The following is a 16,358-nucleotide window of genomic DNA, read 5'->3' on the forward strand; positions in this document are numbered from 1 at the left end:
CTTTCTCTGTATTTCGTTTATTCCACTAACTGCACTTGACAGGGGAACGTTACGGTGAACGTGCTGCCTTTGCCTACGGTGGATGCTACTTCAATGTTTCCGTTCATGTGCTCTATGATGGACTTACAGACAGACAAGCCTAATCCTGCTCCTTGTACGAAAGAGTCCACTTTCTCAAACCGCTCGAATATTATACCGAGTTTTTCTTGGGGAATTCCCCGTCCGGTGTCCGTAATACTTATTCTTGCTTCAGATTGGTCTGTCTCGTAGGAAACCTCGATATATCCCTGCGTTGTATTTTTCAATGCGTTCGATATGAGGTTGTTCAATACCTGCTTAATACGCATCGGGTCTTGTTCTATCAAGCAAGGGGATGCCGGATAGCGGGTTTTGAGAGTTACGCCTTCGGGAACATTACGTTGGTATTCGGTGCAGCTTGTGTCAATCAGCTCTGAGAGGCTGAACCAAGTGGGATTCAGCTCTATGTGTCCGGCTTCTATCTTTGACAAGTCCAGCACATCGTTAACGATATTCAGCAACAATTCGTTGTTGTGGTTTATCAGGGCGATGTAACGGTTCCGTTCTTCGGTATCTTCTATGTAGGGTAAGAGGCCGGAGAAACCGATAATAGCATTCAGTGGTGTACGTATTTCGTGGCTCATATTGGCAAGGAAAGCCGATTTCAAGCGATCTGATTCTTCGGCTTTTTCTTTGGCCTGTATCAGCATGGCTTCCGTGTCTTTGAGCCGGGTGATGTCGTAGTTGATGCAGATGAGTTCTATGCAGTTTCGTTCGGGGGCATAGGTTCGCACTATCAGGTTGACGTGTGTCCACGAATAATTGCCGTCTTCTCTGAGTACACGTATTTCCTTGTTGAATTTGTCTTCCGTGCCTTTTAGGGCATTATCCAAGAAGTTGAGCATATACCGGCGGTCGTCGGGGTGGATATGGTTGTACACTCCGATGATTTCGGACAGGGGTGTTTCTTCCTGTTCACCGATATTGATGTACCAGCTGTGTTGGGCATCTCCTTGCCGGGTAAGCAGGTTGTATTGGGCATATCCCACTTTGGCATAGTTGCCTATCAGCTCGAAGAAACTCTGGAACTCCTGTATCTTGTTGTAGGCTACGGTGGTTTCGGTTTTGTCGGCGTTAATTAGCAGGTAGTTGATGGGGACGTGGTTTTCGTCGTACAACGTGGTTACTTTGGTTACGAGGTCCATTGTGCCCGTCTTGATCTGCGGATTGTAGTAAGAGCCTACCTGTGAGAAGTCGTAACGGAAAGTGAAGTCGGCATTTTCGTATTTCCTCAGTTTTTCCTTCATTTCTTGCGGGAATACGGGGTTGTCGAAGATGTTGATGCCCAAGAGGTCTTCTTTCCGTTGCAGATGGAACATTTCCAGTTCCTTGTCGTTGAGGTCTATCAGTACGCCGGCTATGTTGTAGAGTTCGATGCCTACCGGGAGGTTCTTGTAGATGTTGTGCAATAACCGTTCGCGCTGTTGCAGCACTTGCGAGGCAGATGACATATAAGGACCGTCCTGCACTTCGGCTATGCCGTAAATCTTATTGTTCCCGTTTTCATCGGTTTTCTGCATACAGGCTTTGCTTCGTATCCATATGGGGCCTTTTACGGTGTCCAGTAGGTAGACAGCTTCATTCGTCTGCTGTATATTTTGGAAGGAATGGGCGGTGGTGTGCGGTTGTTCCTCTTTCAGGATGCGTTTGTTGAAGTCTTCAAAACTGATGAATCCGTCTTCCTTCAAGCCCAATAGGTCGGCAATGTACTCGGAACAGATATAACTTGCATTTTGCACGTCGGCTTCCCACCAACCCATATCGGCATTGCGCATTATTTCTGAAAGTAGGTTATAATCCGTTTTAGCGTCCATACAGAAACATTTATGGTAATTTATATTTTAATTATACCTGATATATAATGATTACAAAAATAGGGATAATTCGCTGAAATGAAAAGATTTTGGGATTGAGATATGAAAAAAAGCAGATACAGGTTATGGTACTCGTTGATTTTTGAATTCTTGTTGTTATGTAAAGCCATATGCATCTGTTTATAAAAAAGGTACAAATTTATGTTTATTCCCTCTATTCACTTGTAATTTATTCGGAGATAAGCGGTATCTTTGTTACCGTTTACAACGCTATTTACCCAATAAAACAAAGAATATATGGAAAAAGTTATTATTAACTCGTATGAGGATTTTGAAAAACTGGTAGGTCAGCAAATCGGCGTTTCGGAGTATGTGGAGCTTACGCAGGAGCGCATCGACCTTTTTGCCGATGCAACGCTGGACCATCAGTGGATTCACGTGGATACCGAACGTGCCAAGACCGAAAGTCCTTTCAAGAGTACCATTGCTCACGGCTATCTCACTCTCTCCATGCTGCCCCATCTGTGGAACCAGATAATTGAGGTAAACAATCTGAAGATGATGATTAACTATGGCATGGACAAGATGAAGTTCGGTCAGGCTGTACTGTCGGGACAGAACATCCGTCTGGTAGCTTCCCTGCACTCGTTGGCAAATCTGCGTGGTGTGGCAAAGGCGGAAATCAAGTTTGCCATCGAAATAGAGGGTGAAAAGAAGAAAGCGCTCGAAGGAATCGCGATTTTCTTATATTACTTTAACTGATGATGCGTAAAATGATATGCCCCCAATGCAAGGTGGGGGCATTTTTTGTGCTGAACGGTAACGGGGAGCGCCTGCCTGTATATGTATCGCGCGAGGGAGAGATTGTACCCAAAGACCTTGCCGCTTCTTTGGAAGGGTATGACTTGACGGAGGTCTACTGTTTATGCTGTTCCTGGCATGGCAGTCCGAGGCGTTTGCTGAAATATTGATGTATATACTCCTTCCATAAATGCCGGAGTGCCGCCGCAGGATGATAGAATAGCATTCGTGGTCCGGCATACCGCATCACTTCTCGCATCCGTTCTTTCATGGCAGGCTTGTAGCAATGAATGGGGCAGAGCCTGCAAGTGCTCTTTTTTTCGCCAAACGGGCAGCGGGACAGGCGTATGCGGGCATACTCCAATAATTCGAGGCATTGCGGGCAGAGTTCTTTGTTGCCCTCTTTTTTGCGGCAGTAGAGACGGATCATCTGTTCTACGGTGCGTTGCTCTTGGGCGATGCGTGATAGGCGGGTATTATTTTTACTCATTCATGCTGCGTTTTAGGTAAATCATATCTTTCAGTTGCTTGCCCGCTTCGTATATGGGATGGTCATAGTTGTCCGTAAAAAAGTCGGGGATACGGTGCGAATATGTGAATCCGCAGCTTTCATAAAAGGGAACGGTCAGAGGACTGTCGCCCGTACCTACGAACATGGTTCGGCATCTGCCTGCATACCGTTCGAAAAGATATTCTATCAGCATCCTGCCATATCCCTGTCGCTGGAATTGCGGGTAGGTGGCGATGTTCTTTATCTCGAAAACATCTTCCGCTTCACGAGTAACGACACAAGCGGCTTTTATGTCACCTGCATCTGTCAGGACGAACATTTCGCCACGTTCCAGATAACGGTCTATCATGTGTTCCTGCTCGTCGGCGAGGAGTAGGAGGTCGAGGTATTGTTTCTTGTTATGGAGAACAGGACATATGCTTATCATATCGCTTTCATGGATTTACGTTGCAAAATTAATCTTTGCAGGTATAATACCAAACAAAAAACGAAATGATACTGTTGATTAATCTGTGATAATTCGTGTAATATGTATAATCCATGCTTGCCGCATCATTTGCGGTGAGTCATTAATGCCTGAACGATTATGAATAAATTGAAAACTTCTTTATTGATTCTGATGCTTTTGGCATCTATATCCGTTTCTGCCGGTTATGCTCCCGACAGCGTGCAAATAGCTCTTAAAAAGATCTATCCCACAGCCGTCGGCATAGCTTGGTCACAGGATAAGGAATATTATGTGGCGGATTTTATGATGAATGGCTTCGATACCAAAGTCTGGTTCAATTCGGATGCGGAATGGGTAATGAAGCAAACAGACTGGGAAACGTTGGACGAAGTGCCCGCCGCCGTGTTCAATGCCTTTGCTGCCAGTCAGTTTTCGGACGGGGTGGTGCAGAACGTTATTTGGGTGCAGTTTCCCAAATGGCAATCCATCGTGGCCATACAAGTGGGCAAACCGAATGTGCAGATAAAATATCAGCTGTTGTTTACTCCTCAGGGCGAAATGCTCCGCCAGCAGAATATCACCTATGACGATAATACGCTGGGGGCAGGCACTTTCCTATAAACCGTACAAAAAATAGCCGGACTTGTTTTTTATACCTTCTGTTTACGTTATCTTTGCCGGAAAGAAAGATTTTATTTTATGAACCGTGATGCTTTTCTGCAAGATATTTACAGTATTGTTGCCGCTATCCCTGCGGGACGTGTGACGACGTATGGGCAGATAGCCTATCTGGCGGGTAGGCCCCAGTGTTCGCGTATGGTGGGACAGGCTATGCATCATGCACCGGAGGAGTTGAATCTGCCTTGTCATCGGGTTGTGAACAGTCAGGGTAGATTGGTGCCGGGATGGACGGAGCAACGGACGTTGCTGGAAAACGAAGGGGTCCGGTTCAAGGCAAACGGCTTCGTAGATATGAAAAAGTCCCAGTGGCAATTTATGATAGAACAATAAACTAATGAATAATACTCGGAATATGAAATTTATAGGTGCGCATGTATCAGCCGGCGGCGGTGTGGAACTGGCGCCCGTCAATGCACATGAAATAGGGGCGAATGCCTTTGCCTTGTTTACCAAGAACCAGCGCCAGTGGGTGGCAAAACCCCTGACGCAGGAAAGTATCGCTCTATTTAAGAAGAACTGCGGGAAGTATGGGTTTGATGCACGTTATATTCTTCCGCATGACAGCTATCTGATAAATTTGGGACATCCCGAAGAGGAAGGACTGGCGAAAAGCCGTGCGGCTTTTCTGGATGAGATGCAGCGTTGCGAAGAACTGGGATTGAAATTGCTGAATTTCCATCCGGGCAGTCATCTGAACAAGATTTCCGTTGAGGCTTGTCTGGATAAGGTAGCGGAGTCTATCAATATGGTATTGGGAGAGACACAGGGCGTTACGGCTGTTATTGAAAACACAGCCGGGCAAGGTAGTAATGTAGGCAATGAGTTCTGGCAGTTAAAGCATATCATCGACCGTGTGGAAGACAAATCGCGCGTGGGTGTTTGTCTCGACACCTGCCATACGTATACGGCGGGGTATGATATTGTGAACGAGTACGATAAGGTCTTTGAGGATTTCGATAAGACTGTTGGCTTCGGTTTCCTTCGTGCTATCCATCTGAATGATTCCAAAAAGGCGTTGGGTAGTCGTGTAGACCGCCATGATAGCATCGGGAAAGGACTAATCGGTATGGGTTTCTTTGAACGTTTCATGAAAGATGAACGGTTCAATGATATGCCGATTGTGCTTGAGACTCCCGATGAATCACTTTGGGCGGAAGAAATCAGAATGTTGCGCAGCTTTGAGACAAACGTTATTGGTTGACCTTAACGTTTTTCCATTCAAAATTAGAGATAATCTCTTTATCACATTTGGCATCTTTTGCTTTGATATTCAGATTCTCGAAAGTGAAGTCCTTCAATTCGTATTGGTCGGACTTGCTTACGTTGAAGAAGATGTCGCAGTCCAGATTGATATTGCGCAGAGTTACGTTGTTGGCGCGTGATAGAGGAATGTCCTTACGGCCTTTGAGGTCGAAGAACTGTGTCCACGGCTTGATGAGCAGCATACTCTTGGCGTCGCCAGTGATGTCTTCCACCAAGATATATTCGTAATGTTGCGGAGTGTCGGGACGCATCTTCAGCCATAGTAAACGGGTGGCATTACTGATTTTGCAACGGCGGAGTATGATGTTTCGGTTGTGTATCGACTCACTGCCGCACGTTAGGCCGCTGTGGCAAAAACCGTATGTACAATCTTCTATGATGATATTTGTGTTACTGCCGTTGTTGGGATCTTTATCCGCCCATGGACCTTTACCGCCTTTCAGAGCTACAGCATCGTCGTTGACTGACATATAGCAATTCTTAACCAGTACGTTGTTGCATACGTCAATGTCAATCGCGTCACTGCTTGGCGCTTTCACCGGAGCGGCAGGGGCAAAGATATGGAGATTCAGCAATTTTATGTTGTTACAGCGGTAGATATGTGTAGTCCAGAACGGTGAGTTCATGAGGCGCACTCCGGAGATTTGCACATCGCTGCTATTGGAGATGTAGAGCAAGCGGGGACGCAACTCGTCCATATTGGTACATTTAGGGATAACTTGACGGCGCAGCCAGAATGACTTCCAGTACCTGTGTCCGTTGCCGTTGATTGTCCCCTTGCCGGAGATTGTAAAACCGTTTACTTTGTCGGCATTTACGAGGGCAGCGAAGTATTTCAGGCTTTGCCCCTCTATACGGGTGTTGACAATGGCGAAGTTACTGATGTCGTCACTTCCTTTCAATACCGCGCCTTCTTCCATATATAAGTGTGTCTGCGGCTTGAAGAAGATTGAACCGCTGAGGAACGTTCCTTTGGGGATGATGATGACACCGCCGCCGTTTTGGGCTGCTTGGTCTATTACTGCCTGTATCTTTTCTGTTTGCAGGATTGTACTGTCGTTCACTACACCATAGTCGGTTATGGTGTATTTTTTTCCGAGTGTTTCAATGTTTACGATTTCGTTTTGTCTGAACCAGTCGGGAATTGGTGTGCCGTCGGGGAATTTCTCTTGTCCGAACATTTGCAGACTGATAAACGCTGTAAATAGAAATGCAATGATTTTCATGGTTTCCGGTAAATTTAAAATCAACTTATGAATTATGCTGCAAACATAAGAAACTTAGTACAATGTGGGGTGAAAGGTGTTGATGTAAATTCTATGTAAAATGACTTTTTAGACTGCTTTGAATACACATTCCACCCGGTTGCCGTCAGGGTCGAGCACTACACTTTCAAAATAGCCGTCGCCTGAGGTACGAGGCTCTCCGGCAATGGTATATCCGGCATTGCGCAGTTTTTCCGTCAGTTCAAGAACTTCCTCTTTGCTGTTGAGTGCAAAGGCGAAATGGGTTAATCCCAGCCTGTTTTCTTTAATGGCAGTGTTTTGTACATCGGTACGGCTCATCAATTCTAACTCGGTTCCGCTGTCGAAGCGGATAAAGTAGGACTCAAATCCTTTTTTGGGGTTGATGTACTTGTCGTTACTTGTGCCTTGAAAGTAGCGGATATAAAACTCTTTCATGTCTTCTAATCGGAAGGTCCAGACGGCGATGTGGTGTATTCTCATGAGTCAATTTTTATTTTAATTTAAACGTTTACCTTATTTCTGCATTTCTCAAATTCCGGTATGTCCGGCAACTCCTCTTCTTCCATGTATAGTTGTATGAAACGTGCAAAACACCTGGCCTTATCCAGATCACCGGGCATCAAGGAGACTCCACTTAACAGACTGGATGAATCGGCATTGGAAATTATTATATCTGGTGCAAGCCATGAACCACGCCTGTAATAACGAATCGTGAGTTCAGCTTGACTATAAGGTATCGTTTCTTTTTTATGCAACAGAAGTCGTCCTGGTATCGTTACGGTTTTGGAAACACGATCAAAAACAATCCGCCGCCACGGCTGTAGAATGGCACTTATTCCTGCTGTCAGGATAATCAAGTACAGCTCAAGAAGCAGTAATATACTTCCATAATCTTCAGTTGTAAGGTTTGAAGGAGTTAAACCAGCGCAAACCGAAACTAAAAATATAAAGAGCCAGATCAGGAAACTCACCATTCTCACCGAGATGCCGTCATTATCAATAACAATCTGTTTGTCATCACACCGGCTTAAATATTCAGGCTCTACCGGAATCCTTGAAGAATCTGTTGACCATTGCGCATTTCCCGTACTTCCGCCATTTTTCAAAGGTATCCGGACGGTTAAATTCCGGGCTTCTTTAAATAGGAGGTACATGAACAGGTAAATCCAACCGTTAATGGTTATCAATCCCAGTATGATATTGGTGAAGGTGTTACGTATATCTGACTCCGTGACGAATATAAGTAATGGGAAGAAAGATATAAATGCTCCCCAAAACAAGATATGGAATTTGCATATACGCCACCTTTCTTTTCTCCTTTGCTTTCGCCACTCGGCTTCTCTACGCTTGACATCGGCTATGATTTCACGCCTCGATTGCTTGTTGCTCTTTTTTTTCTGTTTCTTCATGTCACTTTTTTTCTGTCATAGTCTGTTTATATTGACATATTGTTGCTGTCTCACAGATAAAGCAAGCCGCAAAAAATGAGCCGCAAAATGATAGACTTGCAAACAAGGCAAAGAAGCATCCAATAATTTTCCATTTCTTCGTATCACGTTGTACTGCTTCATTTAACGCTTGAATTTCCTCAGTCCAACATTGATTTTCATTTTTATATTGTTTATGGCTTTTCATTGTATTTTTTTCTTTATTTTAGTTTATATGATGTAGCGTTTTTACGCTTCCCATTGCAGGTGCAATATGGGAAAAGGGTTTCCCGTAGGGTCGGTTTCATCCCTTCCTATAGGTTGGAAACCTGTATGCAGATAGAATTGGTACGCCTGTTCGTTTTGTTCGTTGACGTCTACCTTATATATATGTTTTTCGTGGAGCGCGTATTGTATGAACAGCTTTCCATATCCTTTTCCCTGTTCATCGGGATGGACAAAGAGCATTTCAATGAGTTCATCGCTCAGTCCCATAAAAGCTGCTATATTTCCTTCCCGGTTGCGAATGACGTAAAGCTCTACGGCTTGGAAGTATTGGTTCCGTATTAAGGGTTTGTAGAACTGTATGTTCTCTTCTGTCAGAAAATGGTGGGTGCTGCGTACGGAGGCTTCCCATACGGTGAGAAGTTCGTCGTAGTCTTGCGGGGTGGGGCGGAGGATTGTCATTGGGTATATATTATTGTGATAAATCAATGAATTAAAAGTCGGCTTTCCGGGTAATACTTATTTTCTCTCCGGTTATCGGGTGGATAAACTCCAGTTTTTCCGCGTGCAGGTACAGCCGTTCGGCTTTCGCTCCATAGAGTTCGTCACCGATGATGGGACAGTGCAATCCAAGCGGGTGGGCGGCGTGCACCCGAAGCTGGTGTGTGCGTCCGGTGCGGGGATAAAAGGCGATGCGGGTATAATTGTCCTTGCGTACCAAAACCTCAAAGTCTGTTATGGCGGGTTTGCCATGTCCGGTATGCACCATTTGCCGGGGTCGGTCAAGCGGATTCAGGCATAGCGGCAACTCAACCGTTCCCGTATCTTGGGAGACTGTGCCTTGGAGTAATGCTATATAGCGTTTTTGAACACTGCGGTTTTTAAACTGCTCTTGCAGGTGCTGGTGAACCTGCTTGGTTTTTGCAACCACCAACAGACCCGATGTAGCCATATCCAAGCGATGCACAATCAGCGGACCATCCGCATCCGGATACCGTTCACGTAGCACACTGTAAACGGAAACCGCGTCTTCCTTGCCGGGGACGGATAGCATACCTGCCGGTTTGCTAACCGCCACCAGCCATTCGTCTTCGTAGACGGTTTCCAGTTCTTTCCCGGTGGCTTGCAGTTCTTTCAGCATTGGATTTCCGTCCACTTCAAGGCCTTGCAGCATATGCTTCAGAATCGGTTCGCACTTACCTTTGCAGGCAGGATAGTAATGCCCGTGATGCCGTATTTCTGTTTTGGGAGATTCTCCCCACCAAAATTCTGCCATTGCAATGGGCTTCCAACCATGCAGATAGGCTTGTTGCAACAGTTTGGGGGCGGCACACTCGCCGGCGCCTGCGGGGGGAGTCTTGTGTACGGTTTGCTCAAAGATGTCGCAAAGGGTCTTGATTTCTCCCCGGTAATTCAGCATTTTGAACTGTTCAAACAATTTTTGCTGCAGGGCGGCGGAGCGTACCTTTCGTTCGGTTTTCAGAGATTGTATGCCGGCTTCACGGGCGGCGACGGCTTGCTGCAAAGGAGCAAGCCGCTCTTTCCATGTATGTTCCATCCGTTTGTATTCGGCTTTCTGAAACTGGCTTTCGCGTATCAGGACAGCTTCTTCTTCGGGAGTGAGTCGGAAACCGGGAGATGAGAGAGCTTTTTGTCTCCGTTCTTCCCGCTGCTCCTTGGCAGCTTTCATTTGCAGTTTGGCTTCTTCCAAAGACTTTCGGGCAGTTTGTTGCAAGGCGGCCAGCTGTTCAATCTGCCGTTTGTAGTCTTCATCCTCTTCCAACTGCCTGATACGTACGTTGATTTGTGATATTTGTTCCTCTTCTATTTTGAAGAACCCCTGCGGCTGTAATAAGTCGTACACGGGCGGCACAAAGAAAGGGTGCACATTTTTGCCCGCCAAGATACCCGAAAAGGCTGCGAGATACCCTGTTTCACCCTCCTCCGTCTCCACAACCAATACACCGAACATTTTGCCTTGTGCCAGTTCTTCTTTCCATCGGTCTTGTCGGTTGAGGTAGTTCTGCACCTCTTTTGCTGCGGCTATGCAGAGCGGGTGCGGGGTGTAGCAAAAGGGATAGGTGAACTTTTCCGGCAGTGGTATGTCTGTTACGGGCGTATGGAAAGTGTGCAGCATAATGGGATTAGTCATCAATGAAGTTGTCGTTGTCTGTATTGATGTAAGGGGCGCTGTTGTTGTCTTCTTCCGGGTCGGTCGCAACATCGTCTCCGGCTTGTTGTGGCAAAGGACGCGGGTGTACCGATTTCTTTTTCTTTCCGTATTTACGTTCTCTTTCCCAAGCGGCCTTGCGTGCCTGGTATTGTTCGTATTGGTTTTCCAGATAGTTGTCAGCCATAATTCTTGTTGTTTATAGGTCGTTCAATGCTTGTTTCTCTGAACACAGAGACACGGAGGCATAGAATGTTTTCTGTATGATTTCTTTTACCGTTCGGTGGGCAGTGAAAATTCCTGCCAGTCGTATTGTTGTCCGTTACCGTCGGCTACGGCTACGCGTATGGTGATGTCACCCGTCTTTATCCGGTCTCCGGCACTGATGTTGGCGGTGTACTTCACACCGTTGTGTGGGGCAATCTGTTCCACCATTACGGGCGGAGAAATATAGATGCGCTTCATACCCGTAGTTTCTGTCACTATGGGGACTACATTATATATCGTTTGATTTCCTTCGTTCATGATTTCAAAAATCACTTTGCTGTTTTCACCGGAAGTGATTATATGGTCGCGGTTATCGTCGATAAAACGTATATTGCGTATTCTCAGATTATCGAAGACAGAGGGAGCGGGATAGGTTTCGGGTTGCGGTTCGTAGGGCTCAGTTCTTTCTATCCGATAGCTGAATTCTTCTTGTTTCGGGGCGGAGACGGCATTGCCTATGGCAGCTCCTGCAATGGTTCCGATGATTGTGCCGATGGCCGAGCCTCGGTAACCGCCCCGCCAGCCGCCGTGATTGTCGCCTATCAAACCACCGATGGCGCTGCCGACATTTCCACCGATGGCGGCACCCGCAAATATCGCGCCGGGATCGCCCGATGCCATCCGGCTTGTGCCGCAACCGGACAGGATGAGCAACGAAGCGGTTAACACTGCAATCTGTCTCTTCATATCGTTGAGCTTTAGTTGATAGTACAAAGATAGGCAAATATATGGAAAGTTGCCTGTTCTCTTTCACTCTTTTGTGTTCTCTTAATGCATAAAAACTCTATCGGAGACGGACATAATAAGACTGTATTCCGAACCGGTTGTGCCACTTAGCTGGCACAACTGTGCCTACTCGTTGGCATAACTGTGCCAGCTAACAGGCAAGGTTGTGCCAGTGAGGTGGCAATGGTTGGCATATTATAATGTATCGCCCCAATAATAATCCTCAAAGTAAGAATCGAATTCAATGGAGAAAGTTGCTCCGCACTCTTTGAGTATGTTTATTATGCTTTGTTGCTCGGCAGGAGATAATACCCGTTCGCCATTGCGTACACGGTAATAGGTGCGGCGGCTGGAATTGCTGATAATCCGGTTGATGAAGAAGCGTGTTTGCTTGGCGGTGAGGTTTTCCATAATCCCGAGGAAGCCTTTGGCGTACTTTACTTGCTTATTGGTGCGAAAGTAAGGGCACTCCTCTTTGAATTTATCTAAATGCTTGGGATTGATGGTAGTACAAGAAATTCGTTCTTCCGGTGAAAGCTTTTCAGCCAATTGTCTGAGGCAAGTTCCGGCTTTGGGACATTGTCGGTTGGTGCACCATAGGAAGTTATTGGGAATATCTGAAAATGTAAGTTCTTTTTTGTTCATTATGGATTGTGGTTATGTGGGGATTCTGATATCTGTCTGCAAATGTAACCATTCTTATTCTTACGGGCGTGAGATGCCTATAAATATTTTCTATTATCGTTCTTTTATCAGGAATGTAATGTTTATATTCGCCCCAAAAACAGGAACTGATAATTGAGGAGGATACTATGCTTGCATATACATACATCGAACATGGAAGATTTGAACTGTCGGATAAGCCGAAACCCGAACTGAAGGATTCGCGCGACGCTATTGTGCGCGTAACGCTCGGCAGCATCTGTACCAGTGATTTGCACATCAAACACGGCAGCGTGCCGCGTGCTGTTCCCGGCATAACGGTCGGACACGAAATGGTGGGTATTGTTGAAGAAGTCGGGGAGGGCGTGACCTCGGTAAAGCCGGGTGACAGGGTCACCATAAATGTTGAGACTTTTTGCGGCGAGTGCTTTTTCTGCCGGCACGGATATGTGAATAATTGTACGGATGCGAATGGCGGTTGGGCGTTAGGATGCCGTATTGACGGCGGGCAGGCGGAGTATGTAAGAGTTCCTTATGCCGACCGGGGATTGAACCGCATTCCTGATTCGGTAAGTGATGAACAGGCGCTTTTTGTGGGCGATGTGCTTGCAACGGGCTTTTGGGCGGCTCGTATCTCGGAGATTTCCGAAGATGATACCGTACTTATTATAGGGGCAGGTCCTACCGGGATATGCACCTTGCTTTGTGTGATGTTGAAGAACCCGAAGCGTGTCATTGTCTGTGAAAAATCGGCCGAAAGGACTCGGTTTATTCGCCGGCATTATCCTGATGTGCTGGTGACAACACCGGAGCATTGCAGGGAGTTTGTGCTTCGGAATAGTGAGCATGGCGGTGCCGATGTCGTGCTGGAAGTGGCCGGCGTTGAAGATACCTTTCGCATGGCGTGGGAGTGTGCCCGTCCCAATGCAGTAGTCACTGTCGTTGCCCTTTATGATAAACCGCAGCTTCTTCCTTTACCCGATATGTACGGTAAGAATCTGATTTTCAAAACAGGTGGGGTAGACGGATGCGATTGCGCGGAAATACTCCGTCTGATTGAGGAAGGTAAGATAGATACTACACCGCTTATCACACACCGCTTTCCTTTGGAGCGAATTGAGGAGGCCTATCATGTCTTTGAAAACAGATTGGAAGGGGTGATTAAGGTTGCGATTACTTATTAGAATCCGGTGCACGGAGTTGCCAGAAAGCTACGGCAGCAGCGGCTGCCACATTGAGCGAATCGACACCGTGTGACATAGGGATGCGCACTACATAGTCGGCTTCGGCAATCGCCTCGCATGATAGCCCGTCACCTTCAGTACCCATTACGATAGCCAGCTTGGGTTCGCTGGTCAAGACGGGGTCGGCAATAGAGATTGAATCATCGGTGAGCGCCATAGCTGCCGTGCGGAAACCTAAGTTGCCAAGTTTGCTGATGGGAGTGTCCAGCCAAGTCCACGGCACGAGAAATACCGAACCCATAGAAACCCTTACGGCGCGGCGGTTGAGCGGATCGCAGGAAGTTGGGGTAAGCAATACGGCATCTATGCCGAGAGCGGCTGCTGAACGGAAAATCGCTCCGATGTTGGTGGTGTCTACTACCCCGTCTACTACCACAATCCGGCGGGCTTTCCGGCAAATCTCTTCGACACTGCGTGGCTTGGGACGACGCATGGCACAAAGGACACCGCGGGTAAGAGTGTATCCGGTAAGCGTGGCAAGTAATTCCCTTTTACCTGTATAGACCGGAACGTCTCCGCAACGCTCTATGATAGGGGCGGCATCACCGGTGATGTGCTTTTCTTCGCACAAGAGGGCTAAAGGTTCGTAACCTGTGTTTATGGCAACAGAAATGACTTTGGGGCTTTCTGCAATGAATATGCCCTTGGAAGGCTCGATACGGTTGCGCAACTGAGCTTCGGTAAGGGTACTGAAGATTTCTACTCCGGGGTGGGAGAGGGAGGATATTTCGATGATGGGCATATTTATAAGTCTTTGTTTTATTGGTAATATGATTTTTTAGAAATATAAGTCCATTGACTTGCAAAGCAAAGATAGTTGATTTTTCAATCAGTATCTATAAATAATGTTTGCAGATATCGATATAAATTGCGAATATTGCATATAAATCATGTGCTTGTTGACTTACTTTCATAATTAATTGGAAGTATCTAATATTAATTCTACTAACTTCTGCAATGGATATCATATCGTATGGATTGTAGTTATCAATTTGAGCAAATACTAATTCGGGACTTGAAAAAAAGCTCTCGAAAGGCATTTGATGAAATATATGCCATGTATGCTAAGCGCTTGTATGCATATTGTTTGCAATACACTAAGAATGTAGAAGATGCTGAGGATATTGTGCAGGATGTTTTTGTACATTTATGGAAAATAAGAAAAGAAATTCGCCAAGAAGAAACATTAAAGTCTTTACTTTTTATAATGTCCAGAAATCGGCTGATTAATGCATATCATGCCAAGATAAACTCCCCGATATACGAAGATTTTGTAAATTGTCCATATTTAATATCTGGTAGTGACCCTACTAAAAAAATGGAGTATGATGAGTTTGTTTTTCAGCTAAAGTCAGTAATAAAAGAGTTGCCCGCTACACAGAGAAAAGTTTTGGAACTTTCTTTATTACATCAATTAGGAAATAAGGAAATTGCGGAGAAATTGTTATTAAGTGAACAAACGGTTAAAAATCAGCTTTCTATTGGATTAAAAAAATTACGGGAAATTCTAAAAAAAGCTTTGATTATAATCATTTTGTTGTTATTTGTTAATTAGACAGAAAAAAAAGTACTTTATCTCTTCCGATTTGTCATAAAAAAATGAAAGTATGAAAGATTTAGATCAGAAATATAGAAATGATAATTTATCTATTGAAGAATTATCAAAATTGAGGAATGATTTCAATATAGGAAATATTGAAAAAATAGAGAACGTAATGCGTGAACATTGGATGAATGATGAGATAGCCATTGCTGATGTTGATGATGCACGCATAAATGAAATAAAGAAAAAAATAGATTCAAGAATTACTAATCCTAATGTGTTTAGAAACAATATGATAAAGGTGCTGAAGATAGCCGCCGCCATCATGTTACCTGTCTTTATTACTATTAGTATATATTTATATATTGAGAACGTTAATTATGTAGCTGAAGAGATGTTGGTCACTACCGGTCCGGGTGAGAAAGTTAGTATTACTCTTCCTGATAAGACTAAAGTAACCATGAATTATAATTCTAGATTGTGTTATAAACCGAATTCTTATAATAAAGATAAACGTGAGATAAAGTTTAATGGAGAGGCTTATTTTGAGGTGAGTAAACGTAAAGAATCCCCTTTCTATATATTATCTAAAGATTTTAAAGTAAAAGTATTGGGAACCTCTTTTAATTTGTCTGCACGTGAGGACAATTTTGCAGCTGAATTAACATTGGAAACAGGCAGTGTACTCTTTACCTCTTTAAAAACAGGAAAAGAAGTGGTTTTACAGCCAAGTCAAACAGCTGTTTTGGATTATAGTACGGGCGTTATTACGGTGAGCACAGCAGAGAATGTGTCAACTGCAACCGCATGGAAAAGAGGCGATTTGGTATTTAGAAACCTGCCATTGGGAGATGTCTTGAAAAAAGTAGAAGAGGCATTTGCTGTTCAAATAAAATTAGATACAGTAATTTCCGGTAATGACCTTTTTACAGGAACATTGCCTACATCAAGTTTGAATGAAGCTCTTGAAATTATTGAAAAATCATATAATGTAAAGGCTGTAGTAGAAGGTCGTAAAATAGTTTTTATAAAGGCAGATGTTACGGTTTTGGCACGATAGGACAAAATGATATAAACACAATCTGGTAAGTTGTAAATAACAGTATAATCATAGGACAGTTTAAATTACTCATTTTTGGTTTAAGGAGGTATACGTAATATGTTATTTAACATAGATTTTTAATGGTACCTTTTTAAATATGTATTGTCTTTACTTATAGCCTCTCAAGAAGAGGGTATTTATTAACTTT

General features: G+C 44.7%; 21 protein-coding genes. 8 read left to right on the plus strand and 13 right to left on the minus strand.

Annotated features, from left to right (window positions below; genetic code table 11):
• Positions 1–17: 17 nt before the first annotated feature.
• A complete protein-coding gene (locus DW121_RS04785) occupies positions 18–1,892 on the minus strand; it encodes a PAS domain-containing sensor histidine kinase (RefSeq protein WP_117710710.1) in 1,875 nt (624 codons plus the stop codon).
• A 297-nt stretch (positions 1,893–2,189) separates the two neighbouring features.
• On the opposite strand from DW121_RS04785, the gene DW121_RS04790 reads away from it, so the two are divergent.
• Both DW121_RS04790 and DW121_RS04795 read left to right on the plus strand, forming a co-directional pair.
• A complete protein-coding gene (locus tag DW121_RS04790) occupies positions 2,190–2,654 on the plus strand; it encodes a MaoC family dehydratase (RefSeq protein WP_117710709.1) in 465 nt (154 codons plus the stop codon).
• Between the two features lie 2 nt (positions 2,655–2,656).
• A complete protein-coding gene (locus DW121_RS04795) occupies positions 2,657–2,863 on the plus strand; it encodes a hypothetical protein (RefSeq protein WP_117710953.1) in 207 nt (68 codons plus the stop codon).
• On the opposite strand, the gene DW121_RS04800 is transcribed toward DW121_RS04795, so the two are convergent.
• Positions 2,809–3,183: a nitrous oxide-stimulated promoter family protein gene (locus tag DW121_RS04800; protein ID WP_117710708.1), complete on the minus strand. Its 375-nt coding sequence runs from the start codon at positions 3,181–3,183 to the stop codon at positions 2,809–2,811. The two genes, DW121_RS04795 and DW121_RS04800, sit on opposite strands and share 55 nt — an antisense overlap.
• Positions 3,176–3,631, minus strand: a complete 456-nt coding sequence (locus DW121_RS04805) for a GNAT family N-acetyltransferase (protein ID WP_117710707.1) — start codon at positions 3,629–3,631, stop codon at positions 3,176–3,178. Before DW121_RS04805 ends, DW121_RS04800 begins: the two co-directional genes overlap by 8 nt.
• 159 nt (positions 3,632–3,790) lie before the next feature.
• On the opposite strand from DW121_RS04805, the gene DW121_RS04810 reads away from it, so the two are divergent.
• From DW121_RS04810 to nfo, 3 genes are all read left to right on the plus strand, one after another.
• Positions 3,791–4,273 (plus strand): PepSY-like domain-containing protein, encoded by a 483-nt coding sequence (locus tag DW121_RS04810; protein ID WP_117710706.1) that lies wholly within the window; start codon positions 3,791–3,793, stop codon positions 4,271–4,273.
• A gap of 78 nt (positions 4,274–4,351) precedes the next feature.
• Positions 4,352–4,663, plus strand: coding sequence for an MGMT family protein (locus DW121_RS04815; RefSeq protein ID WP_117710705.1), 312 nt, complete (start codon positions 4,352–4,354; stop codon positions 4,661–4,663).
• Positions 4,664–4,685: 22 nt separating this feature from the next.
• Entirely contained in the window at positions 4,686–5,534 is an 849-nt protein-coding gene (nfo, locus tag DW121_RS04820; protein ID WP_117710952.1) for a deoxyribonuclease IV, read from the plus strand.
• Here nfo and DW121_RS04825 read toward each other — a convergent pair.
• The 9 genes from DW121_RS04825 to DW121_RS04865 all read right to left on the minus strand — a co-directional run bounded on the left by DW121_RS04825 (position 5,524) and on the right by DW121_RS04865 (position 12,303).
• Positions 5,524–6,822 carry a glycoside hydrolase family 28 protein gene (locus tag DW121_RS04825; RefSeq protein WP_117710704.1) on the minus strand — a complete coding sequence of 433 codons (1,299 nt, stop codon included), beginning with the start codon at positions 6,820–6,822 and terminating at the stop codon, positions 5,524–5,526. The two genes, nfo and DW121_RS04825, sit on opposite strands and share 11 nt — an antisense overlap.
• A 108-nt stretch (positions 6,823–6,930) precedes the next feature.
• A complete protein-coding gene (locus tag DW121_RS04830) occupies positions 6,931–7,323 on the minus strand; it encodes a VOC family protein (protein ID WP_117710703.1) in 393 nt (130 codons plus the stop codon).
• A 20-nt stretch (positions 7,324–7,343) separates the two neighbouring features.
• A complete protein-coding gene (locus DW121_RS04835) occupies positions 7,344–8,252 on the minus strand; it encodes a hypothetical protein (RefSeq protein ID WP_118323156.1) in 909 nt (302 codons plus the stop codon).
• A 1-nt stretch (position 8,253) separates the two neighbouring features.
• Positions 8,254–8,478, minus strand: a complete 225-nt coding sequence (locus DW121_RS04840; protein ID WP_233514852.1) for a hypothetical protein — start codon at positions 8,476–8,478, stop codon at positions 8,254–8,256.
• A gap of 41 nt (positions 8,479–8,519) precedes the next feature.
• The gene (locus DW121_RS04845; RefSeq protein WP_117710701.1) at positions 8,520–8,957 is read right to left on the minus strand and encodes a GNAT family N-acetyltransferase; all 438 of its coding nucleotides are present in this window, start codon (positions 8,955–8,957) and stop codon (positions 8,520–8,522) included.
• A 31-nt stretch (positions 8,958–8,988) separates the two neighbouring features.
• A complete protein-coding gene (locus DW121_RS04850) occupies positions 8,989–10,632 on the minus strand; it encodes an RluA family pseudouridine synthase (protein ID WP_118323284.1) in 1,644 nt (547 codons plus the stop codon).
• Between the two features lie 7 nt (positions 10,633–10,639).
• Positions 10,640–10,852, minus strand: coding sequence for a hypothetical protein (locus DW121_RS04855; RefSeq protein WP_117710700.1), 213 nt, complete (start codon positions 10,850–10,852; stop codon positions 10,640–10,642).
• 86 nt (positions 10,853–10,938) lie between these two features.
• Positions 10,939–11,619 (minus strand): glycine zipper family protein, encoded by a 681-nt coding sequence (locus DW121_RS04860; RefSeq protein ID WP_118323157.1) that lies wholly within the window; start codon positions 11,617–11,619, stop codon positions 10,939–10,941.
• 234 nt (positions 11,620–11,853) lie between these two features.
• On the minus strand, positions 11,854–12,303 hold the full coding sequence (locus tag DW121_RS04865) for a DUF6078 family protein (RefSeq protein ID WP_118323158.1): 450 nt from the start codon (positions 12,301–12,303) through the stop codon (positions 11,854–11,856).
• Positions 12,304–12,470: 167 nt separating this feature from the next.
• Here DW121_RS04865 and DW121_RS04870 point away from each other — a divergent pair, with 167 nt between their 5' ends.
• Positions 12,471–13,505: an alcohol dehydrogenase gene (locus DW121_RS04870; protein ID WP_118323159.1), complete on the plus strand. Its 1,035-nt coding sequence runs from the start codon at positions 12,471–12,473 to the stop codon at positions 13,503–13,505.
• On the opposite strand, the gene DW121_RS04875 is transcribed toward DW121_RS04870, so the two are convergent.
• Positions 13,495–14,307: a TrmH family RNA methyltransferase gene (locus DW121_RS04875; protein WP_118323160.1), complete on the minus strand. Its 813-nt coding sequence runs from the start codon at positions 14,305–14,307 to the stop codon at positions 13,495–13,497. The two genes, DW121_RS04870 and DW121_RS04875, sit on opposite strands and share 11 nt — an antisense overlap.
• A 231-nt stretch (positions 14,308–14,538) precedes the next feature.
• On the opposite strand from DW121_RS04875, the gene DW121_RS04880 reads away from it, so the two are divergent.
• Positions 14,539–15,120, plus strand: a complete 582-nt coding sequence (locus DW121_RS04880; RefSeq protein WP_118323161.1) for an RNA polymerase sigma factor — start codon at positions 14,539–14,541, stop codon at positions 15,118–15,120.
• A 52-nt stretch (positions 15,121–15,172) separates the two neighbouring features.
• Positions 15,173–16,168 carry a FecR family protein gene (locus tag DW121_RS04885; protein WP_117710694.1) on the plus strand — a complete coding sequence of 332 codons (996 nt, stop codon included), beginning with the start codon at positions 15,173–15,175 and terminating at the stop codon, positions 16,166–16,168.
• Positions 16,169–16,358: the final 190 nt, after the last annotated feature.

This window comes from Bacteroides sp. AM10-21B, assembly GCF_003472565.1.
GTDB classification, from domain to species: Bacteria; Bacteroidota; Bacteroidia; order Bacteroidales; family Bacteroidaceae; genus Bacteroides; species Bacteroides propionicigenes.